Origin of the sequence: Metabacillus sp. 22489 (genome assembly GCF_052044855.1) — a bacterium.
GTDB lineage: Bacteria > Bacillota > Bacilli > Bacillales > Bacillaceae > Metabacillus > Metabacillus niabensis.
The window spans coordinates 83,625-107,117 of record NZ_JBQENT010000010.1; the positions used below are offsets into that span (position 1 = coordinate 83,625).

21 protein-coding genes are annotated in these 23,493 nt (G+C 36.0%); 1 reads left to right on the forward strand and 20 read right to left on the reverse strand.

Translation table 11 applies throughout. The features are described 5' to 3' along the window. Window positions 1-6: 6 nt before the first annotated feature. From ACTJJ9_RS08545 to ACTJJ9_RS08605, 13 genes are all read right to left on the reverse strand, one after another. On the reverse strand, window positions 7-339 hold the full coding sequence (locus tag ACTJJ9_RS08545; protein ID WP_095298279.1) for a putative DNA-binding protein: 333 nt from the start codon (window positions 337-339) through the stop codon (window positions 7-9). 275 nt (window positions 340-614) lie between these two features. Continuing rightward, window positions 615-1,658, reverse strand: coding sequence for a DnaD domain protein (locus tag ACTJJ9_RS08550; protein ID WP_255451805.1), 1,044 nt, complete (start codon window positions 1,656-1,658; stop codon window positions 615-617). Window positions 1,659-1,913: 255 nt separating this feature from the next. Continuing rightward, a complete protein-coding gene (ftsY, locus tag ACTJJ9_RS08555) occupies window positions 1,914-2,906 on the reverse strand; it encodes a signal recognition particle-docking protein FtsY (protein ID WP_145580918.1) in 993 nt (330 codons plus the stop codon). Between the two features lie 14 nt (window positions 2,907-2,920). Then, entirely contained in the window at window positions 2,921-6,487 is a 3,567-nt protein-coding gene (gene smc / locus ACTJJ9_RS08560; protein WP_145580917.1) for a chromosome segregation protein SMC, read from the reverse strand. Between the two features lie 243 nt (window positions 6,488-6,730). Continuing rightward, window positions 6,731-7,474, reverse strand: coding sequence for a ribonuclease III (rnc, locus tag ACTJJ9_RS08565; RefSeq protein WP_145580916.1), 744 nt, complete (start codon window positions 7,472-7,474; stop codon window positions 6,731-6,733). Window positions 7,475-7,795: 321 nt separating this feature from the next. Next, entirely contained in the window at window positions 7,796-8,029 is a 234-nt protein-coding gene (gene acpP, locus ACTJJ9_RS08570) for an acyl carrier protein (protein WP_095298738.1), read from the reverse strand. A 132-nt stretch (window positions 8,030-8,161) separates the two neighbouring features. Further along, window positions 8,162-8,902 carry a 3-oxoacyl-[acyl-carrier-protein] reductase gene (fabG, locus tag ACTJJ9_RS08575; protein ID WP_095298740.1) on the reverse strand — a complete coding sequence of 247 codons (741 nt, stop codon included), beginning with the start codon at window positions 8,900-8,902 and terminating at the stop codon, window positions 8,162-8,164. After that, entirely contained in the window at window positions 8,902-9,846 is a 945-nt protein-coding gene (gene fabD, locus ACTJJ9_RS08580; protein WP_145580915.1) for an ACP S-malonyltransferase, read from the reverse strand. The genes fabG and fabD overlap by 1 nt, the downstream gene beginning before the upstream one ends. A 34-nt stretch (window positions 9,847-9,880) precedes the next feature. After that, window positions 9,881-10,867: a phosphate acyltransferase PlsX gene (gene plsX, locus ACTJJ9_RS08585; RefSeq protein WP_145580914.1), complete on the reverse strand. Its 987-nt coding sequence runs from the start codon at window positions 10,865-10,867 to the stop codon at window positions 9,881-9,883. Continuing rightward, window positions 10,867-11,448 carry a transcription factor FapR gene (fapR, locus tag ACTJJ9_RS08590; RefSeq protein ID WP_095298746.1) on the reverse strand — a complete coding sequence of 194 codons (582 nt, stop codon included), beginning with the start codon at window positions 11,446-11,448 and terminating at the stop codon, window positions 10,867-10,869. Before fapR ends, plsX begins: the two co-directional genes overlap by 1 nt. Window positions 11,449-11,810: 362 nt before the next feature. Continuing rightward, on the reverse strand, window positions 11,811-13,856 hold the full coding sequence (gene recG, locus ACTJJ9_RS08595) for an ATP-dependent DNA helicase RecG (RefSeq protein ID WP_145580913.1): 2,046 nt from the start codon (window positions 13,854-13,856) through the stop codon (window positions 11,811-11,813). A 372-nt stretch (window positions 13,857-14,228) separates the two neighbouring features. Beyond that, a complete protein-coding gene (locus ACTJJ9_RS08600) occupies window positions 14,229-15,893 on the reverse strand; it encodes a DAK2 domain-containing protein (RefSeq protein WP_145580912.1) in 1,665 nt (554 codons plus the stop codon). A 17-nt stretch (window positions 15,894-15,910) separates the two neighbouring features. Continuing rightward, on the reverse strand, window positions 15,911-16,273 hold the full coding sequence (locus ACTJJ9_RS08605; protein ID WP_145580911.1) for an Asp23/Gls24 family envelope stress response protein: 363 nt from the start codon (window positions 16,271-16,273) through the stop codon (window positions 15,911-15,913). Window positions 16,274-16,701: 428 nt separating this feature from the next. On the opposite strand from ACTJJ9_RS08605, the gene rpmB reads away from it, so the two are divergent. Beyond that, a complete protein-coding gene (rpmB, locus tag ACTJJ9_RS08610; protein WP_095298752.1) occupies window positions 16,702-16,890 on the forward strand; it encodes a 50S ribosomal protein L28 in 189 nt (62 codons plus the stop codon). Between the two features lie 88 nt (window positions 16,891-16,978). On the opposite strand, the gene spoVM is transcribed toward rpmB, so the two are convergent. The 7 genes from spoVM to rlmN form a co-directional block, all read right to left on the reverse strand. Further along, on the reverse strand, window positions 16,979-17,059 hold the full coding sequence (gene spoVM / locus ACTJJ9_RS08615; protein WP_003328987.1) for a stage V sporulation protein SpoVM: 81 nt from the start codon (window positions 17,057-17,059) through the stop codon (window positions 16,979-16,981). Between the two features lie 227 nt (window positions 17,060-17,286). After that, window positions 17,287-17,931 (reverse strand): thiamine diphosphokinase, encoded by a 645-nt coding sequence (locus ACTJJ9_RS08620; RefSeq protein ID WP_412963165.1) that lies wholly within the window; start codon window positions 17,929-17,931, stop codon window positions 17,287-17,289. Between the two features lie 112 nt (window positions 17,932-18,043). Further along, window positions 18,044-18,700: a ribulose-phosphate 3-epimerase gene (gene rpe, locus ACTJJ9_RS08625; protein WP_095298756.1), complete on the reverse strand. Its 657-nt coding sequence runs from the start codon at window positions 18,698-18,700 to the stop codon at window positions 18,044-18,046. 2 nt (window positions 18,701-18,702) lie between these two features. After that, window positions 18,703-19,587: a ribosome small subunit-dependent GTPase A gene (gene rsgA / locus ACTJJ9_RS08630; protein WP_440768586.1), complete on the reverse strand. Its 885-nt coding sequence runs from the start codon at window positions 19,585-19,587 to the stop codon at window positions 18,703-18,705. Between the two features lie 62 nt (window positions 19,588-19,649). Next, window positions 19,650-21,644, reverse strand: coding sequence for a Stk1 family PASTA domain-containing Ser/Thr kinase (gene pknB / locus ACTJJ9_RS08635; RefSeq protein ID WP_440768587.1), 1,995 nt, complete (start codon window positions 21,642-21,644; stop codon window positions 19,650-19,652). After that, the gene (locus ACTJJ9_RS08640; protein ID WP_095298788.1) at window positions 21,638-22,396 is read right to left on the reverse strand and encodes a Stp1/IreP family PP2C-type Ser/Thr phosphatase; all 759 of its coding nucleotides are present in this window, start codon (window positions 22,394-22,396) and stop codon (window positions 21,638-21,640) included. Before ACTJJ9_RS08640 ends, pknB begins: the two co-directional genes overlap by 7 nt. 5 nt (window positions 22,397-22,401) lie before the next feature. Next, entirely contained in the window at window positions 22,402-23,493 is a 1,092-nt protein-coding gene (gene rlmN, locus ACTJJ9_RS08645) for a 23S rRNA (adenine(2503)-C(2))-methyltransferase RlmN (RefSeq protein WP_095298766.1), read from the reverse strand.

A 23,493-nucleotide genomic window follows, 5' to 3' on the forward strand; every position in this document is an offset into this window, starting at 1 on the left:
CGCCTCCTAATCTAATTTCTCAAGTTCGCTAAGCAATGCATCAACTTCCATACTGTTTTTGGTACCTGCAGTATGCTCTCGTAATTTACTCATTAGCTCTTGTCGCTTTAGAAATTTTTGAAATAATAATAGCTTTTCTTCATATTGCTCCAGCATTGCTTCAGTTCGCTTAATGTTATCGTAAACAGCTTGTCTACTCACATTATATTCTTCCGCAATTTCACCCAGGGAGTAATCATCCAAGTAATATAACGACATATAGCTTTTTTGCTTAGGCGTTAATAGTGATTGATAAAAATCAAACAAGTAATTAAGCCTAGTCGTTTTTTCAAGCATCATGCCGTATCACTCCTTTGTTAAGTGAATTACCTTTACATCTTTATAGTCTACAATCCGAATATTATGTTGTCAAGTATAAACAAGTAAGACTTACTTGAAAACGTTTTTTGCTGGGTATTTCTATATTCAGAAAGAACTGGACATGATAATACTCTGATCAGACATTCATAAATTGTCCGTGATTTCTTATGCTGGCTACTTTCTAGCTATTAAGGCTAATCCTAGTTCCTTATACAGGAATATTCTCTTCATCAAGCTTAAATAATAACCTTTTGTCAGTACCCATCTTCACCTGCTGTAATATCAAGAGTAAAGCCACTTGGAATAGCTCTTCCAGCAGGAGTTGCTTCGGTTGATTGCTTAGATCGTACATGCCGTTCGTTTCGCTCTTCGGCTTCAATTGCTTCAACAGTTAGTAATGAGCTATTTTTCCAATTTTTAAGAATTCCAACGACATAGTTCAACCTCCGCTTGTTATTTGCACAAGATATCTCTAAAGCTTTTAAAATCACATCTTTAGGCTGTGAAAAGCTTTGCTCATCTAACCACAACAACAACTGCTCTTTTGCATGAATATTTGAAACTCCGAATCCATTGTTGTCCCAAAACTCAACAATGTCTTTCACATGTTTTGATTTTTGAAGTTTTACATGATTCTCTATTTTTGATTGTTCCTCTCGATTCGGATCATTCTCTAAATTAGGGGAAAGCTCTTGTTGTTTTTGTTGTTGTTTTTCTTTTTTATTTTCTTTTTGTTTTTCTTTTTCTTTTTGTTTTTCTTTTTCCCCACGTATCGTAAAAAGGTACAATGAAGCTTCATTAGATTCATTACATTCAGGTCCTTGACATGCATGCTCCTCATTTTCGTCACACTCTTCCTTGTTAAAGGAATTTCCAGATTTACAAAAGGATTCATAGAGATTGCGAATTTCCTGTCTATCGATCGATTCTGAAACATATTGAATAAGCGAAATGTCGTTGACTTCTTTTAATTCCTTCGTTATACAATCCATTACAGGCTTCCCGCCCTTCAGTTGATTCTCTTTCCCCCAATTTTTTATTGCGAGCTCCCTTGTCTCCGGATTATAGCGGATTAGCTTATAATGATAAATGAACCGGTCCATTAACAGTTTGACACTATCAATCGGAAATCCTAATGAAAATGCAATTTGCTTGATCGTTATACGATAAATGCCAATTTGTGTTGTACGTGGATTAGTAAGAAGGTAAAGGTAAAAATATTTTTCCTCAGGCATCATTTCTTCCTCTACAATCGGGTTATTCCAAAGGTTCGTACGTATCATTCGATATTTTGCCATTTTTAAACACTTCCCTTTCTTCATAAAAATATTTTCTCATATGTTATATATAGAAAATGAAAGAAAAAGTAGCGTCTATTTAATATATAAGGATTCAAAGCCACTGAAAAAATCCTCAAAACGGTAATCCTATACTTCTGTTTGATTTTATTACAACATTCGCGTTCTTTGCATGCAGTTTTGACTTCATCACCGACAAAAAAAAGAGCTACCTATCGTAGGTAACTCTTTTTAATCGTCACATATGTGTATCTGTTATTCCTCTTCCTCTTCAATAATCCCAGAGAAAAGACCATATACATACTGTTCTGTATTAAATTCTTGCAGGTCGTCCATTTTTTCTCCAAGACCGACTAATTTCACAGGAATATCAAGCTCTCCTTTAATCGCTAAAACGATACCACCTTTTGCGGTTCCATCAAGTTTTGTCAAGACAATTCCTGTTACATTTGTTGCTTGTGAAAATTGCTTCGCTTGTGTCATTGCATTTTGCCCTGTTGTTGCATCTAAAACAAGCAATACCTCATGTGGTGCACCTGGTATTTCCTTTTCGATGACACGCTTCACCTTTTCAAGCTCTTTCATAAGATTGACTTTATTTTGTAGTCTTCCAGCTGTATCACATAATAGGACATCTACTTTACGTGCTTTAGCTGCTTGTACGGCATCATACATAACTGCTGCAGGGTCAGAGCCTTCAGATTGTTTAATAACATCAACACCTACCCGTTCGCCCCACACCTCTAATTGCTCGATTGCTCCTGCTCTAAACGTATCTCCAGCTGCTAAAAGAACAGACTTCCCTTCACTTTTAAGCTTATGTGCTAATTTACCAATCGTTGTCGTTTTTCCAACACCATTTACACCTACAAATAGAACAACATTCAGCTGTCCATCCTGTACATTTAGCTCATTGCTTTTTTCTTCTTGGTCACCTTGATAAATCTCAACTAGCTTTTCAGAAATAACGGCTTGGACCTCTTTCGTGTCTTGAATATTACGACGTTTCACTTCCATTTTTAATTCATCAATTAAATCCATTACTGTTGATACGCCAACATCTGCAGTGATCAAAAGCTCCTCAAGCTCTTCAAAGAAATCCTCATCGACTTTACGATACTTCGCAACAAGATCATTCATTTTTCCTGCAAATGAATCCCTTGTTTTCGTTAAACCTTCTTTAAATTTTTCTGTCACACTATCCTTTTGTTGGGTAATTTTTTCTTTAAGCTTTTTAAAAAAACTCATACATGTTCGTCCTTTCAGCTCGATTGTATTAGTTCATTTGTTTCCTCTAATCTAACAGACACTAGCTTCGAAACACCAGATTCCTGCATTGTGACACCGTAGAGGACGTCCGCCTCTTCCATCGTACCTTTTCGGTGTGTAATCACAATAAATTGAGTTTCATGACTAAATTTTTTCAAATATTGTGCAAAGCGAAATACATTTGCTTCATCAAGGGCAGCCTCTACCTCATCAAGAACACAAAATGGAACAGGTCTAACTTTAATGATGGCAAATAATAACGCAATCGCAGTTAAAGCGCGCTCTCCTCCAGAAAGTAGTCCAAGATTTTGGAGCTTTTTCCCAGGTGGCTGTGCAACAATGTCGACACCTGTGTTTAACAAGTCATTTGGGTCTGTTAATTTTAATTCAGCACGTCCACCGCCAAAAAGCGCTTGGAAAACAGGTTCAAAATGGGAACGAATTTCATTAAAGGTTTGTTCAAATCTCTTTTTCATTTCGTCATCCATTTCATCAATAACCTGATATAATGTATCCTTCGCTTCTGTTAAATCATCTCGTTGTTCATTTAAAAACGTATACCGTTCAGATACGCGTTCATATTCATCAATTGCCCCTAAGTTTACCGTTCCTAGCTCTTCAATTGCAAGTTTGATTAATTTCACTCGTTTTCTTGCCTCTTGAGGGTCAATTTCTAATGTATACTGTTCTTTCGCGCCTTCATAGGTTAACATGTACTCCTCGCGAAGGTGATTGAGGCGATTATCTAATTCAACATCGAGACGGTTTAATTTTACCTCTTCATCCTTTAATGTTTCTTGGAATTGCTTTTCTTGTCGCTTTAATTCCTTTAATTCTCGCTCTTCATCCTCTAATTTAGCTTGAAGCTGTAGTCTTTCCTCACGTCTTGAGGAAATTAATTCGAGCGTTTTTGTTTTATCCTGCAGCTTTTTCTTTGCTGCTTCTTCAAGCTTTTCTTCCCCAGAAGAGCTTGAATTCATTTCTGATGATAATAATGAGAAATCTTCCTCAGCTTCCTTGAATTTTTGTCTTGTTTGTTCAAGGTCCTGATTTATCCGTTCAACCTTTTCCTTTTGGTTTTCATAAACCTGCTGCTTGCTCGCAAGAATCACCTTTAACTCAGTTACTTCATTTTGCAATTCCTCTTTTGAGCTTAACTCTGTTGCCTTTTTCGCAGACATTTCTTCGATCTCTTTATCTAGCTTTTCAAGCTTTGCGGAAATTTCTAAGAGATTTTTATTTAATTCATCTTTCCTTGCAGAAAACTTTTCCTTTTCAGATTCAAAGGTTTCTCTTTCCGCATCATAAAGCTTAAGATGGTCATTAATATTTTTTTCATTTAGCTCAATTTCTCGCATTTCACTGCGAACCTTTTGCTCTTCAATTCGCAATTGTTCACCGGCAGTACGTAAATTTTCTAAATTTATTTCATACTCTTGGATCGTAGCTTTTGCCGCTTTTACATCTTCCTCAAGCTTGGCCGTTTTTTCTTCCATATCTGTCAGCTTTTCATTAATTACTTCCAATTCGCGACCACGGCTTAAAAGGGAATTATTTTTTTGCTTTACAGCACCACCAGTCATTGAACCACCTGGATTCACGACATCACCTTGTAGAGTGACAAGTCGATAACGGTAGTTCATAAGCTTTGCTATCTCATTCGCACCTTTTAAATCTGCTGTCACAATGACTGTCCCTAATAAATTTCCGATGATTGATTTAAACTGTTGTTGATAGGTTACAAGATTCGTTGCAATCCCAACAAAGGCTGGATGAGTCTCAATTACCTTTAAGTCATGAGCACTTATCGAACGCTCCTTTATGACTGAAAGCGGTAAGAATGTCGCACGTCCATATGAATGCTGCTTTAAAAATTGAATCGCTTTACGTGCTGATGATTCATCCTCTACAACAACATGCTGAAGGGAACTGCTCAAGGCAATTTCTATCGCTACTTCATATTGTTTTTCTGTTGAAATTAATTCAGCAACTGCACCGTGAATACCTTCAAGCTTGTCCTTCGCCTTTAATATTTCTTTAACACCTTGAAAGAATCCTGCATAGTCTTCTTGCATCGATTCTAAAACTTCTTTTCTTGAACGAGTTTGCTGAAGAATTTGATATGCTTGATATAAAGTTGATTCTTTCTTTTGATAAGCGTTTTTCAAGTTTTCGAGTTTATTTTGTGTATCACGGAAGCCTTTAATTTGCTCTGCTAATTGCGCTTCAATTTGTGCGTATTTTGCTTCTATTTTTGTGCGCTTTTCAATGATTTCTTGGCGTTCCGTAACATAGCGCATATTTGAATCTAATAATCTAGCATTTTTTGTTTCCTGCTGACTTAACTGGTCATCGATATATTGCAGCTCATTTCGAGCTGTTGCTTGTTCATTTAGCAATTCAAAATATTCGCTTTTTAAATCTTCAATTAGCTCTTCAATATTTTGATTAAAGGAAGTCATGAGCTTCTGTTTTTCCTGTAGGTCGTGTTTGATTTGTTGGAGCTCAGACTTATACGTGGTGTATTGTGACTCCTGCTCTTCCTTTTCGGCTGTTAATTGCTCAATTCGTTCCTTTAGTTCTTCAATTGTTTTCGTTAATTGTTCTTTATTTTGATGCGCATTTTTCTTTCTTTCTTTTAAGACTTCTTTTCGGCCTTCTAATTTTTCTAATTCTTCACTAGCCAGCAAAAGAACCTGTTGCAACTCATCAATCGAATCATCTAATGCTGTAATATGGTCACGCATCTTTTCGACTTCAGCTTCTCTTTTTTGGATCGTTGATGTAAGCTCTAACTCTTGATCTTTTCCTTCTTCAACGGATTTTGCTAGTGCTTCATATTTCGTATGGAGCTCTTCTATTTCAAAAACAGTAAGTGCTACCTCGATTTTTTCCAGCTCTTCTTTTTGTTGAAGATAGTCTTTTGCAATGGATGCCTGAATTTTCAAAGGTTCAACTTGGCTTTCCAATTCATGTAAAATATCTTGTACTCTATTTAAATTTTCCTGTGTTTCAGCTAATTTATATTCAGCCTTTTTCTTTCTTGATTTATATTTCAATACTCCAGCTGCTTCTTCAAAAATACTTCGACGTTCTTCAGATTTACTGCTAAGGATTTCCTCAACCTTCCCTTGACTTATAATCGAGAAAGCTTCTTTCCCTAAACCTGAATCCATAAATAAATCGACGATATCCTTTAAGCGACAGCTTTGCTTATTAATAAAAAATTCACTTTCTCCCGAACGATATACTCTTCTTGTAACACTTACTTCCTGAAAATCGATCGGGAGAAAATGATCCTCGTTATCTAATGTAAGGGTAACCTCGGCAACATTTAGACCTTTTCTCGTATCACTACCAGCAAAAATGATATCTTCCATTTTAGAGCCACGAAGTGATTTTGCTGATTGCTCACCTAGTACCCATCTAATTCCATCTGTTATATTACTTTTTCCACTACCATTTGGTCCAACTACTGCTGTAACCCCTTTTACAAAATCAACGGTTACTCGTTCAGCAAAGGACTTGAATCCTACAATATCCAATCGTTTGAGGAACATTGTGATCCTCCTTACATATTTTCTTCTGTACTTAAATCTCGTACACGACAAATCTTTTCATATTTTATCATAATATGTCGACTAAAGGTGACTTCTTTTTAACAAATATTAAGGACATGAATGATTTTAGAGCGAACAGTCATTTTTGATTAAAAAAGGGCAACCTTAGGAACGGGTCATATTTACCTAATAACGAATGATAGGTATGGATAATATGATCTGAACACTGGTATGCCCTCGGTACTATTTATTCATTTGTTGAAGTTTTGAAAGAGCTTCTTGAGCGGCATGTTGCTCTGCTTCCTTCTTTGATCTTCCACTCCCTGTACCATAAACAACTCCATCTAATGAAACAGTTGAAATAAATTCACGATTATGTGCTGGCCCACGTTCTTGAAGAATTTTATATTCTAGTACACCTTTTGTATCTCGTTGTACATGCTCTTGAAGCTGACTTTTAAAGTCCATAACATGTGAAAATGCACCTTCATTAATTTTCGGAATAACGAAATCGTCTAAAAAGCGAATAACTGCATCTAAGCCTTGGTCTAAAAATAATGCACCAATAAACGCTTCAAAAACATCTGCAAGTAAAGCAGGACGTGTCCGCCCGCCTGTCATTTCCTCCCCTTTCCCTAATAAAACAAGCGTTCCAAAGGAAAGAGCATTTGCAAATGATACTAAAGATGGTTCGCAGACGATTGCTGCACGTAGTTTCGTTAATTCCCCTTCACTCATCATCGGGTATTTTTTATAAAGAAATTGAGAAATTGTCAGCTCTAAAACTGCATCCCCCAAAAACTCTAATCTTTCATTATCTTCATAAGGTTTTTTCCGATGCTCATTTACATATGAAGAATGTGTAAAGGCTTGATACAAAAGCTTCTCATTTTGAAAGTGATGACCAATCCGTTCTTGGAATTTTTTAAATTCCTCTGCCTTTTTTGCAAAGTTCCTTCTCTCTTTATAATTAATATGTTTTGGCATAGGTACCTCCATTTTTCTTGCAACATGAACATAAGGACCTAATCGCGATAAGTCACTTCATAATAAAAGGTTCATACCTTTAATTATGGAGAGGCTTATAGAGACTTCGGTATTGATGACAATACTTTTATCATCATCCTGGATTAGTATATCCATTGCAATATTCTCATATTATCTAAGGTCAAAAAAGGGGAAGAGACTGTTATACAACCGATAAAGTCAACTTCCTTTTCAGGCAAGAATCCATTCAACTATTTACATAATCATGCAATTCGTCGCCATTAAAGAATAGACTTTGGTTAAACAGTCTCTTACACTTTCTTATTGTTTGCTATTTATGTAGTTAACAGCGTCACCCACTGTACCGATTTTTTCTGCATCTTCGTCAGAAATCTCCATATCGAACTCATCTTCAAGTTCCATAACAAGCTCAACTACATCTAGGGAATCTGCACCAAGATCATCTTTGAATGAAGACTCAAGTTTTACCTCTGCTTCATCAACGCCTAAGCGGTCAACGATAATCTTTGTTACACGTTCTAAAACATCTGCCATTTTCCTTCACCTCCCCTCAAGTATTATAAGTGATCTTTCATAGAAAAACTAGTTAACATCCTAGCATTTTTTATTTTTATAAGCAAATCTAGAAAAAATGCATTGAACGTTAAGTATATCAACGATCTATGGTTACATAATCATGCCGCCATTGACATGGAACGTTTGACCAGTAATATACTTGCTTTTTTCAGAAGCAATGAATGTAACGATATTCGCGATATCACTAGGTTCACCTAATTTTGCCAATGGGATTTGCTTGAGCATTTCGGCTTTTAAATCATCCGTTAGTTCATCGGTCATATCCGTCGTAATAAATCCTGGAGCAACTGCGTTAACTGTAATATTTCTAGATGCTAATTCTTTTGCAGAAGTTTTCGTTAATCCAATAACTCCGGCTTTTGCTGCTACATAGTTTGCTTGACCTGGGTTACCGCTCACACCTACTACAGAGGTAATATTAATTATACGACCAGAGCGTTGCTTCATCATTTGACGAGTTACTCCTTTTGTGCAGAGGAAGACACCCTTCAAATTCGTATTTATTACGTCATCCCATTCAGAATCCTTCATTCGCATGATTAAATTATCTCTAGTAATTCCTGCGTTATTTACAAGAATATCAAGCTGTCCATATTGACTAATTACCTGCTTAATCATGTCAGTTACGTCATCAGCGTTGGAAACGTCGGCACGAATTGCAAAAGCATTTCCACCATTTGCTTTAATCTCATCAACAACTTCGTTTGCTTTTGCCTCATTACCAGCATAATTCACAGCAACACTTGCGCCATTTTTTGCAAGTTCTATAGCAATTGCTTTACCAATGCCTCTTGATGCACCAGTTACTAGAGCTACTTTGTTCTCCAACATTAGGATTCCCCCTTTAGCTTACTTATCGTTGCATTCATTGTTTCTCTATCTGATATTGCTAGTACATTTACAGAACGGTCTATTTTCTTTACTAGCCCTGATAAAACCTTTCCAGGTCCTATTTCAATAAATGTCGTTACACCATTATCGATCATCGCTCTTACAGATTCTTCCCATCTTACAGGAGAGTATAACTGTTTAACAAGCAATTCTTTTATTTCATCCTGACGATAAACCGATTCTGCCGTTACATTTGCGACAACAGGGATTTTTGCATCATGAAAGTTCAATTCAGATAAAACGTCCTGTAATTGGTTTGCTGCAGGCTTCATTAGCTCCGAATGGAAAGGACCACTCACCTCAAGTGGTATCGCTCGTTTTGCACCCTTTTCCTTTGCGATAGCTGAAGCTTTCTCAACACCCATTGCCGTACCAGAAATAACGATTTGACCTGGGCAATTTAAATTTGCTAACTGCACGGAATATCCGGATTCTGTAACCTCTTCTGTTATTTTTTCGAGGTCTGCTGCAGGCATTCCTAAAATTGCTGCCATAGCACCTTGACCAGCCGGAACAGCTTGATCCATAAATTGTCCACGTTTCTTTACAGCATAAACAGCATCTTCAAATGACAATACACCAGCGGCTACTAATGCTGTATATTCACCAAGACTATGACCAGCAACATAATCGGCCTTTATTCCTTCACGGGAAAAATGCTCTAATACTGCAATGCTAGTTGTTAATAGTGCAGGTTGGGCATTATATGTTAATGTTAACGTATCTTGTGGACCTTCAAATATTAATTCAGTTAGTTTTTCGTTTAATTGTTCATCTGCTTTATGAAAGATTTCTCTTGATTCTTGGACATTGTCATACAGGTCTTTTCCCATTCCAACTACTTGTGAACCTTGTCCAGGAAATACAAATGCAGTTTTTGTCATTATTAAATCCCCCTATTACTAGATTTACTAAACATTATTTATGTTCGAGAGATGCATAAATTTTTTCCGCTACTTGATTGGAAATCATATCTCTTGTTTGTCTAATTGCATTGTAAATGGCATTTGGATCAGAAGAACCATGTGCCTTTATGACAGGAGCCTTTAAACCAAATAATGCAGCTCCCCCATATTCAGAATAATCCATTTGCTGTTTAATGATTTTTAATTGCGGTTTTAGGATACTTGCAGCGATTTTTGATTTCAAATTGCTTGTTAACGCCGTTTTTAACATCGTAAATACTGATAAAGCTGTACCTTCAATCGTTTTTAACGCAATATTTCCCGTAAACCCATCAGTCACGACTACATCTGCGACAGATTCCATTAAATCCCTTGATTCAACATTTCCAATGAAGTTTAATGACTGAGTTTCTTTTAATAGCTGGAATGTTTGCTTTGTTAAGTCATTTCCTTTTTTATCCTCTGTACCAACATTTAATAAACCAATACGTGGGTTTGCGATCCCTCGAACTCTTTCTGCATAAACAGATCCCATTATTGCATATTGAAGAAGATGTTCAGGTTTTGCATCAACATTTGCTCCAACATCCAAAAATAAAAATCCCTTCCCATCTAAAGTTGGTAATGTAGGAGATAAAGCAGGGCGTTCTATTCCTTCAATACGGCCCACAATCAATAATCCAGCGGTCATAAGAGCGCCAGTATTACCAGCAGAAATACAGCCGTCAGCGCGACCTTCTTTTACCTCGTTTGCCATTAATACCATCGAAGCATTCTTTTTTCTTCTAACTGCTCTCACGGGCTCATCTGTACCTTCGATTACCTCTTCTGTATGGAGAATCGATATTCTTGTACTATCGGTTAGAAGTGGCTTAATTTTCTCTTCATTTCCAACTAATGTAACTTCTAAATCCGAAAATGCTCCAACTGCTTTCATTACACCTTCGACAATCGCATTAGGAGCATTATCTCCACCCATAGCATCGATCGCTAACTTCATTAAGAATCCCTACCTTGTATTAAATTTGAGCGATACATATCAAACTCACCTGAAAAAACTAGTTCACTTCCAACAAAACTGTTCACTTCAACTAATGTACGGCCTTTTTCAACCTCTTTTTTCAGAACCTTCGCTTTCGCAACGACCCGCTCATTTTCTTTAACCTGCCGAGTAAATCGAATATTTGCTTTAGCTGTCAATGCTAATTCGTCATCTATTACTGCTACTGCTAATGAGTTTGCTTGAGCAAAAATATGGTGTCCACGAGCTATTTGATTTCTGCTAAAGACATGCTCTTTTTTGATTTCCAAAATAGAAATCGCTGATTCATCTAATTGAAGATCAATAATTTCTCCAATTACCTCTTCTATATGTAATGATTTCACTTCATCATCTAGTTTCTTTTCTGCTACATTTTTAATTCGTTCTCTTAGTTCTGGAATAGATAGCTCTAACCGATCTAAACGAATTGTTTGAATGCTTACTTGAAATTTCTCAGCAAGTTCTTCATCTGTAATAAAAGGAGTTTCTAAAATTGTCTCTTTTAATAAATTTTGTCTCTCTTTTTTACTTTTTCTCATTTTTTATGACACCGTCCGAACTATTAAGACTAGGTACTAATAGTAGTATATAGTTAATAAAATTAGAATGCAACATATTTCAATTTTAAAATATGTTTGTTTAATCTATTTGTCTGTTTTTTTCTTTAGCATTTGCGTTATTCTTAAGGCTTAAAGATTCGTATTTAAACGCTTTTCTAATAGGTTTTTAACACTTTGTGCTTAATCATTTCATTTATCAACCATAAAAATAGGAACTGTCTAAAAACTAGTCTTCTAGCAATTAGAGAGTTCCTATTTTAATCCTTTTTAATAAAACCTTTTTTAAAACTGAATGGATGTTGGAAAGAAACAACGATTTCGAAAACAGCGTTAGAGTAAAATCAATCTAATTTTTCTCCATCCAAAACTCCACTTTGACTTAAATATTTTCTTAATTCCTCATACTTACTATCTTTCCAAAAAGATTTTGATTGGATTAAATGAACCGCATCTTGTCTTGCAACCTCCAAAGCACGGTAATCATGAACCATGTCTGCTACTTTAAAAATTGGCATTCCACTTTGTTTTTTTCCAAAAAAGTCTCCTGGACCTCTTAATTCTAAATCTCTTTCCGATAAAACAAACCCATCATTTGTTTCCGTCATTATTTTCATTCTTTCTTTACCTGCCTCTGATTTAGGATCAGATAATAAAATACAATAAGATTGCTCACTGCCACGTCCGACTCGTCCTCGAAGCTGATGAAGCTGTGATAAACCAAATCTCTCAGCGTCATATATAACCATGATTGTTGCATTCGGAACATTAACACCTACTTCGACTACGGTTGTAGATACTAAGATGTTTACTTTATTTTGACTAAAGCTTCGCATCACCTCATCTTTTTCCTCAGAGGATAATCGACCATGCATAAGACCAACTTGATAGCGACCTTTATAAAAATGTGTCAGCATGCTATGAACATCAATCGCATTTTGAACATCAAGCTTTTCTGACTCTTCAATTAACGGACAGATAACATATGCTTGACGCCCCTTCGCAACTTCCTTTTCTATAAATGTTAAAATCCGCTCAAGCATCGTTGGTTTTACCCAATAGGTTTCAATAGTTTTTCGACCTGCAGGTAGCTCATCAATGACTGAGACATCCATTTCTCCAAATGCTGTAATCGCTAGCGTCCTCGGGATTGGCGTAGCTGTCATGAACAAGACATCAGTATGCTCTCCTTTTTCACGGAGCATTCTCCGCTGTTCGACTCCGAATCGATGCTGTTCATCGGTTATGACTAAACCTAATTTATGAAACTCGATTTCATCTTGAATAAGAGCATGAGTACCTATTAGTAATTGAATTTCATTATTCTTCAATTTTTCTAGTAATTCACGTCGACGTTTTCCTTTTACTGAACTAGTTAAAAGTTCAACATTTACTTCAAAGCGTTCAAATAGCTTCACCAATGATTCCGCATGCTGTTCAGCTAATATTTCCGTTGGCACCATTAGTGCTCCTTGATATCCAGATAATATTGCTGCATAAAAGGCAATGGCAGCTATTACTGTTTTACCTGATCCAACATCTCCTTGAAGTAATCGATTCATTCGATAGGATGACTTCATATCAACTAAAATCTCATTTATTACCCTTAATTGTGCTTGAGTAAGGGAAAACGGAAGTGATTCGATAAAAACATCTAATTTTTCTTGAGGAAAAATGTGGTTTAATCCTTTTGAATTTTCACGCTGCACTTTTCTTAAAGCTTGCATCTTTAATTGAAATAATAAAAATTCCTCATAAATAAATCTTCTTCTTGCTTGATTTAACTGTTCATGTACCTCAGGATGGTGAACGATTTTTATCGCTTCTTTTCTCGGTAATAATTTATATTTTTGCAATAACTCTTGAGGCAATAGCTCCTTCACATCGTTTAAATAACTGTTTAAAGCAATCGAGACGAATTTCCTCATACCTTTTACAGTTAATTTGCCTTTAACAGAATAAACAGGTTCAATACCATTCTCGCTTTTTTTAGGACCAAATGTAAGCTCCTGAGCTGTAATTGTTTGACGATGCTTGTCCCATTTACCTGAAACAGTTACAATTCCGTTTATCGCCAGCTTCTTTTTAAAATATGGACGATTGAAACAAGTAACTGTTACCAAATATCTTCCTACCAACAAGCGAAACGTTAATCGCGATTTTTTCTTACCGAAAAAAGTGAGCAATGGTTCACTATGAACCTTCCCTTCAACTGTTACCCGTTCCTCATGATTTACATCCGCTAAATCTTTTAAATTGTTATCCTCATAGCGATATGGGAAATATTCCAGTAAATCTTCTATTGTATAAATACCGATTTCGTTTAAAAGCTGTTCTGTCTCGTCACCAACACCTTTTAGACTTGAAATTGGTTGACTAAGTGTGTTCATTACGACTATGTTGCATCACACAAACGATGATTGTGTAGATACAACTTCCCCCCTTACCACCATTTCGTTCAATGTAATTTAATTTCCTTAATATTAGTCTATCAGATTTTATCGATTTCTGTACAAATTTTACGCTTCGTTTTTCCTTAAGGCTTTTCCATTTTGTTGATGCAATCCTCTGCAGAGATTCGCTTTCCACGTGCGGTTCTGGGAGCGTTCCCGTCTTTGCGAGTCTATGTGATCACCTATGGACACGATATTCTATGCAGACGGCTTCCGTTCGTCCAATCAACAAAGTGCTTAAAGACCAACAATCATCTTTTACATCGCCTATAGAAAAAAACTCGGCAAGTAGCCGAGTCTCTAGTAAACTTATTCAACAGAAAAAATATAGGAATATAAAGGCTGTTCCCCTTTATGAACTTCTACTTCAATATCCTCAAACTGTTCTTCAACAAATGCAATTAGCTGATTTACTTCTTCATCACTAGCATCTTGACCTTGAATAATCGTTAAAATTTCTTCATCTTTAATCATTTCAGTTAACAATTTTTTTGATGCATCTAATTGATTTCGATCTGTAATGATGATTTTACCATCTAAAATCCCCATAAAATCACCTTTTGAAATATCTAATCCATCAATATTTGTATCCCTTACAGCATACGTAATTTGCCCGCTCTTAACGCTTTTAAGCGCTTCGTTAAGAGTATGCTCAACGTTTTCTGGTTCTGCTGTAGGATTAAAGGCAAGCAAGGATGCCATTCCTTGAGGGACAGTTTTTGAAGGAATAACGATAACGTGAACATCCTCCACGACGGATGCAGCCTGTCTAGCAGCCATTACAATGTTTGAATTATTAGGGAGAATGATAACATTCTCAGCATTTGCATCATGTATTGCCTGAACGATGTCCTCTGTACTTGGATTCATCGTCTGGCCACCTTCAATGACGACATTTGCTCCGATGCTTTTAAATAATTCAGCAATTCCTTTACCCATTGTAACCGTCACGATGCCATATTTGCTTTTTTCAGATGTTTCCTGCTCTTTAGGTAGTGTTTGTTGTTTTTCCCCAACGATATCCGTATGTTGTTTTCGCATATTTTCAATTTTCATATTTATGAGGTTTCCATATTTTTGTCCATATGATAAAACTTCACCAGGATACTCTGCATGAATATGTACTTTAGCTAATTCATCATCAGCAATAACAAGTAATGAATCACCGAACTGACTCAAATCATTTCTAAACGTTTCTTCATTAAAAGGAGTTTTCCCCTCTTCAAAACGAACCATAAATTCTGTACAATAGCCAAATTCAATATCTTCTGTATTAATATGGCCTTGCACACCTTTGTGATGTTCAGCATTCACTAATTCATCCATTGAAGGCAATTCAACTGCATTAGAAACTTGCTCACCTTTTAGGACCGCTAAAAATCCTGCATAGACAAATACTAATCCTTGACCACCACTATCAACAACTCCTACTTCCTTTAAAACAGGCAGAAGTTCAGGTGTTCTTTTTAATGATTTTTCTGCTTCTTTTAACGTAATCTCCATAAGCTTATCAATCGATGGCTCGTTTTCAGCAGCAAGTACAGCAGCTTTAGCAGCATCCTTTGCAACAGTAAGAATTGTTCCTTCAACAGGTTTCATTACTGCTTTATATGCAGTATCAACACCTGCTTGAAGTGCTGCAGCAAATTCTACACTAGTAATTGTAGATTTTGTTTCAATTGCTTTCGAGAAGCCTCTAAATAATTGCGACAAAATAACACCGGAATTTCCACGCGCTCCCATCAGCAAACCTTTGGAAAGAGCGACACCAACCTTCCCAATATGTGCTGAAGGATTGCTTCTTACCTCTTTTGCTCCTGATGTCATCGATAAATTCATATTCGTTCCAGTATCACCATCTGGAACTGGAAAAACGTTTAATGCATCAACATATTTTGCATTTTTAGAGAGGTGGTTTGCACCCTGCAAAATCATTTCTGCAAAACGAGTACCATCTAATGTTGTAATAGACACAGGTTTTTTCCTCCTTACTACGGGTTCGCTACTCGAACACCTTGTACAAAAATATTTACGGAATCAACTGCAAGTCCGACCGTTTGATCTAACGTATATTTCACTTTCGTTTGTACGTTATGTGCGACCTCAGAAATTTTTGTACCATAGCTGACGATAATATACATATCAATAAAAATAGATTCGTCTTCCTGACGAACAATTACGCCTCTGCTAAAGTTTTCTCTTCCAAGTATTTCAGTTAGACCGTCTTTAATTTGATTCTTTGACGCCATTCCAACAATACCATAGCAGTCAATAGCAGCACCACCTGCAACAGTTGCAATGACTTCGTTTGAAATATCAATTTGCCCGTACTTCGTTTTTAATTCAATGGACATAATCTTTCCCCCTTAGGAATCGTTCGTTCTGGCTATTGTTATTTTACTATAAGCAGGTTCATTTTAAAAGGTAATCATTCCTACAAGTGCTCAGTATACTATCTACTACAAGTATGTTCAAAAAAAAAAGAAAGAACCATTCATAATTGCAATAAATCATTTCATGATGAATATTTGCTTACTAGTTTGAATGCGTATCCATAAAAAGGGAATTAATTAACCTTTTTGCTAAGAAATGAACGTCATTTCTTACTTCTTTATATTATACAACATAAACAATTATATCATGTCAAGGAAAAATTCTTGAATGCATGAATTGTGAGTATTGCATTATAAGGTCACTTATGATAAATTATTAAAGTATCTCTTTGATATATACATGATAATTGTATAATGAATAGGTTTTTTTGTAGTAAGGAGGGAATAACATGGCACGTAAATGCGTTATTACTGGTAGAAAAACTCGCTCAGGTAATGCTCGTTCACACGCAATGAACGCTAATAAACGTACTTGGGGCGCAAACCTTCAAAAAGTTCGCATCTTAGTAAACGGTAAACCTAAAAAAGTATATGTATCTGCTCGAGCATTAAGATCAGGTAAAGTTGAGAGAGTTTAATTATACGCTCACTTTTTTACATCCTAGCTAATTTTTCATATGAGAATTAGCTAAGAAAAAAAGCACCGAAGCTACGGTGCTTTTTTTCTTAATCCTTTTTAAACGAACCGAGCATAGCTCGAACAATTCCCCCTAAAAACTTCGGTAGCTTAATCGTATAAAATTTCATTGTTTCCCTCCTCAACCAAATCATTAAACATGCTTTTTAGCTTGTTCAAAGGTTCTTAAGACGCCAATTTCTTATTTACATTACGTAATTACAATATGACAATCGAATAAAATGTGAATAGCTAAATCATCATTTTTTAGACAATAAATGTTATCAGTTCTATAGCATTATATTCATCATATAAAAGAAAAATGACGTTTGAACCTATTCCTTTGGATCCACAAGGATTAATCTCGACTTCTTACCATTAATAATATGCCTTCTAGAAAAGAAAAAGTACCTTGTTCACAAATGAGTTCGTTACTTATACATAATGTAGAACCCATCGTGATATGACAATTATTTAACGGATATTTAAAGCCTATTAATGTGATTCCTTTTACTTCCTGACTTACGGGGATAAAGGAAATATATTTCCAATCCTTGTGCTTCATTATTGTATATGTACCAGGTCTATAGAGGGTGATTTGATTTTGGCAATCTATTAATTCAATTTTCGTGTCAGTAGACAATCCCATTAATAATAGATGAATATTAGCAAGTAGATGATCTAGTCTTCCGCCTGTTGCACCGAATAATTGAATCAATTTCGGTTTTTGAGTTAATGCCCATTCCAATGCAAGCTCAGTATCTGTTTTATCTTTTTCAGGAGGATAAATGGATATATTTTGTTGTTCTTCTGTTAAACTGAATTTTTCATTCTCAGAAATGGAGTCAAAATCACCAAAAGCATAGGCTAGTGGTAAGCCACATTCTTTCACGTAAATGGTTCCTTTATCGATCCCAACCCAAGTCACATCTTGATGATTGAAATTATTTAAATATGGAAGATTTTCTTTTGGTCCCCCAGAAACTAAGGCTATTGTCTTCATAGTACTCTCCAAATTTTTATTTATCTTATTATCTTAATAGTGATTATTTACAATTGAATTATGTATGAATAGCAAAAAGTCTGACATAAAATTATGTCAGAACTTATTATGCTTATGAAAGAACAGCTTGCTTTAAATGTTGAATAGCCTGATGTCGATCAGATTTGTTGTATATAGCAGATCCTGCCACTAAAACTGTTGCACCTGCATCAACACATTGTTTTGCGGTTTCTTCGTTAACCCCGCCGTCTACTTCTATTTCAATTGATAATTGCTTTTCTTTAATAATCTTTGATAATTGACGAATTTTTGGTAATACTTGTGGGATAAATGCTTGACCACCAAAGCCTGGATTTACTGTCATTAGTAAAACCATATCAACATCTTCAAGGATGTGGATAATTGACTCAATTGGTGTATGGGGATTTAAAACAACCCCTGCCTTTATTCCTTTCGATTTAATTAATTGGATTGTCCGATGAAGATGTTTACACGCTTCAACATGGACGGTAATAATATCTGCTCCAGCGCGAACAAACTCTTCAATAAATTGATCAGGCTGTTCAATCATTAAATGAACATCCAATGGTAAGCTTGTAATTGGACGAATGGCATCGACAATGAGCGGACCAATTGTAATGTTAGGTACAAAGTGACCATCCATTACATCGATATGGATATAATCAGCTCCGCCCTTTTCTACATCCTTGATCTCCTCTCCTAGCTTTGAGAAGTCTGCAGATAAAATAGATGGTGCAATTTTAATCATAATTAGTACCTCGGCTTTCTATCTTTTATTTCCTCTACAAAAGTTAAGTAATGATCATAGCGGTATTTCGGTATTTCTCCACTTTCAACGGCAGCTTTTATGGCACATTTCGGTTCCTTGACATGAGTACAACCACGGAACTTACAGCTATTGCTTCTTTCTTTCATTTCTGGAAAGCAATATGTTAAGTCCTCAACTTCAATTCCCGTGAAATCTAATGAGCTAAACCCTGGTGTATCTGCAACATAGCCTGTGCCTATTGAAATTAATTCCACATGTCTTGTTGTATGTTTTCCACGGCCAAGATGAGTAGATATATCATTTGTTTTCAAGCCTAAATCTGGGCGCAAAACATTTAATAATGATGACTTCCCAACACCAGATTGCCCAGCGAAAACGGATATTTTTTCATCTAGTAAAGGATGTAGAGCTTCTAAAGAATCGCCCTCAATTGTCGATGTTAACAATACTTGATACCCAATATTTTGATAATCCTTTGCATAAGCCTCAACGAGTTTCTGAACCTCATCTGAAGCGATTAAATCGGTTTTACTAATGACGATAATCGGCTCAATATCGTTCGCTTCAATTAATACGAGAAACCGATCAAGAAGAACTGAACTAAAATCAGGCTCCACCGCTGAAAAAACAAGGATTGCTTGATCGACATTACTTATAGGCGGTCTAACTAGCTCATTTTTCCGGTTATATACATCTAAAATATATCCTTCCTTATCGTTTTCCGCTTGATACTCTACTTCATCACCAACTAGTGGGGTAATTTTATTTTTCCGAAAAACTCCTCTGCCTCTGCATTGGATGACTCTCTCCCCATCTTGCACGTAGTAAAAACCACTAAGAGCCTTTACAATTTTCCCTTGTGGCATGAATAACCTCCTTCCAGCTTTTTCATCTCATATCGTTACCTTTTGTCCTAGCTTAAGCATTGTTAATCCTCTGGATATTTGACACCTTCTGATTTGACTACCTTATTATCAATAATAATCTGATAATAGGCTTCTTCTCCAGGCTCAATTGTAAACTCTAAATTCCGTACCTCTGGACCAGTTATTTTAAAGGTATCATATGCTTCAGTGAATGTATGTTCAGCATCATCTATATTAATGATAACCTCTAGCTCCTGTCCTTCTTCTTGAGGATTATATGGAATATCAACCGTTTTTGTAACTTTTTTTGCAGGCTTTTCTTCTGGTCCAAGTGAATAAACCAGTTGTAACGTCGTTTCTTTAGGTATTACCTCACTCCCGGCTTTAGGTAGCTGTGAAATAACGTGACCTTTTTCAACGTCTTCTGAATATTCCTCAGACTCACTTAGTTGAAAACCATGTGTTCCAGCATATTCTGCTACTTCTTCCTTACTTTTCCCTGCTAATTCTTCTATTTTTACTAACTTTGGCCCAGAGCTAACTGTTAAGTACAGCGTATCTTCTGAAGGGATAATTTCATCTCCAACCTCAGGAGACTGCGTTAGGATCGTCCCTGCTGATTCGGTTTCACTCGACTCTTCTTTCACATCAATTTTTAATCCCTTTAGCTCTAAAATTGATTTCACTCTGTCGATATTTCTTCCTACATAATCATCAAGTACGATTTTTTCCTTTCCAGTACTTTTATAAATGATAATCGTTGCTCCTTCTTTTGTTACGACTGATGCTGCTGGGTCTGTTTTAATAACATCCCCCTCTTCGATTTCTTCATCAGTCATTAGCACAGGATCACCGATTTCAAATTTTTTCTCAGTTAAAATTTCAACTGCTTCTTCATATGTTTTCCCTGAAACATCTGGAACTTCAATATCTTTTGGTAACAGCAGTGAAGGAACAATCGTCAATGCTGCAACACCTGCAGCTATCAATACTAGAAAAGTTGTAATGATAAAAATTGCTAGCTTACTCTTTTTCTTTTTTGGTTTATCTTTTTTGGCTTTTTTCTTTTTAGAATTTATTTTTTCTTGATTTTGTTCATCCTCTTGGTTACCTACAGGTGAATGGATGATTGTATCGTCAATTTTATGCTCATGAAGATTTTCTTTCGTAATAATTGGTATTGCTTTTGTCGCTTCGTCATCATCAGGTATAGTAAATCTTTCTTCGGACAACCTATTAACATCAAAGACAGTCTCTAAATCTTTTTCCATTTCCTCTGCTGAATGGTAACGATGGAAAGGATCCTTAGCAGTTGCCTTCAAAATGACATTTTCTAAGCTTTGTGGAACATTTGGATTCCAGCGTCTAGCAGAAGGAGTAGCAGACTGTAAATGTTTCAATGCGATCGAAATGGCCGATTCACCATCAAATGGCAAACGTCCTGTTAATAGTTCAAAGAGAACGATACCTATTGAATAAATGTCTGATTTTTTATTTGCCAGCCCACCTCTTGCCTGTTCTGGTGACAAATAGTGGACAGAGCCTAAAACAGAGTTTGTTTGTGTAATCGTAGTAGAGCTAAGCGCTGTTGCAATTCCGAAATCTGTAACTTTTACATTTCCCTCGTGATCGATAAGAATATTGTGTGGCTTAATATCACGATGAATAATATGATTATCATGTGCGTGTTGAATTGCCGAAACAATTTGCGTCATGATATGAACAGCTCTTCTTGGATTAACCGGTGAAAATTGTTGTATGTATTGCTTTAAGGTTTGCCCCTCAACATATTCCATGACGATATAATAGATTCCATCTTCCTCACCCACATCATAAATGCTTACAATATTAGGATGTGCTAAGCTTGTTGTTGATTGGGCTTCTCGTCTAAATCTTTTAATAAATTCATCATCATTGGAAAAATCAAAACGAAGAACTTTCATCGCAACTTCTCTTTCTAGAATCATATCACGGGCTAGATAGACATTTGCCATTCCCCCCCCGCCTATTACTTCTAGAATTTTATAACGACCACTAATACGTTTACCAATTAACAAGGCTCTTCACCTAATTCATGATTTGCCGTCATTTTCACTAGCACTAATGAAATATTATCTTCCCCACCATTTTCATTAGCCATGTTCACAAGGTTATTCCCAATTTCAGGAAGGGTAAGAGCGTTTGAAAGTTCAGATTGTAATTCTTGATCAGTTACTTTATTAGATAAACCATCAGAGCAAATAAGAAGGATATCATCTTGTTCAAAATCAATTGTTGAAAGGTCTAATTCAACTGATTGTTCGGTACCTAACGCACGGAGTAAGACATTTTTACGGGGATGATGTTCTGCATCCTCTCTCGTTATTTGTCCCGACTTTACTAATTCATTAACTAATGAGTGATCTTGTGTAATTTGTTTAAATCCAGTCTTGTTTAATAGATAACAACGACTATCACCGATATGTCCAATTGTAACAAAATCGTTAGTCACAATGGCTCCAACTATCGTTGTTCCCATTCCTTGACAATCTGGATTAGTTAATGAATGTTCATACACCGCTTTATTCACTTCATCTACAGATTTTGTAAGCCACTCTTCCGCAGCATTTGGGCTTTCAATACGTTCAACTTGCTCCCATAAGCCTTTAAATGTAGAAATGGTCATTTGACTAGCGATATCACCAGCCAAATGCCCTCCCATACCATCTGCGACAATGGCTAAAATACCTGCATCACTCTTAAAAACACCAACAGCATCTTCATTATGTTGTCTTACTTTTCCCCTATCTGACAAATAAAAAGTTTCCACCTTGGTCACCTCGTCTCCTCTTTGCGCTCCTTAGCTCGAAGTTGTCCACATGCTGCATCAATATCATGGCCTTGCTCTCTTCTAGTTGTAACATTAACACCATGTTTTTTTAACGTATCTTCAAATAACTTAATTTGTTCTTTTGGAGTCCGTACATAATTTCTTTCAGGAACATAGTTAACCGGAATTAAATTAATATGACATTTGATCCCTTTTACCAATTTAGCTAATTCCTCAGCATGCTCAACCTGATCATTTTCGCCACCAAATAGTCCATATTCAAAGCTTATACGTCGACCTGTTTTATTTACATAATATTTGACAGCTTCCATTAGATCAGGCAACTTATACGCTCTATTTATCGGCATTAGTTTTGAACGTAATTCAGTATTTGGTGCATGTAACGAAATCGCAAAGTTAATTTGTAATTGTTCATCCGCAAATTTATAAATCTTTGGAATAATACCACTAGTTGAAACAGTAATATGGCGAGCACCGATGTTTAGACCTTTATCATGGTTGACAATCTTTAGAAATGACATCATTTCATCATAATTATCAAATGGTTCACCGATCCCCATGATGACGATATGACTAACTCGTTCTCCTAATTCATCAAGTGCCTGTTGTACTTTTACGACCTGAGCAACGATTTCTCCTGCTTCTAAATTACGTTTTAATCCTCCTAAAGTAGATGCACAAAATGTACAACCAATTCGACAACCTACTTGAGTCGTTACACATACAGAATTACCATAATCGTGTCTCATTAAAACCGTTTCAATTGAATATCCATCATGAAGCTCAAATAAAAATTTAATTGTTCCATCTTTAGATGTTTGTTGAATTAACGTATTCAACGTTGTTAAAGTGAATTTTTCATTTAATAGCTCTCTTAAATTTTTCGATAAATTTGACATATCGTCAAAGCTTGAAACACGTTTTGTGTAAAGCCAATCAAAAATTTGATTAGCTCTAAATGATTTTTCACCATTTTCTGTCAACCACGCCTCTAATTCATGCAGCTCCAATGAATATATGGATGGTTTACTATTTATTTCTGCCTTTTTCGCCCTTGCTTTTTTCATTTGTTCCAT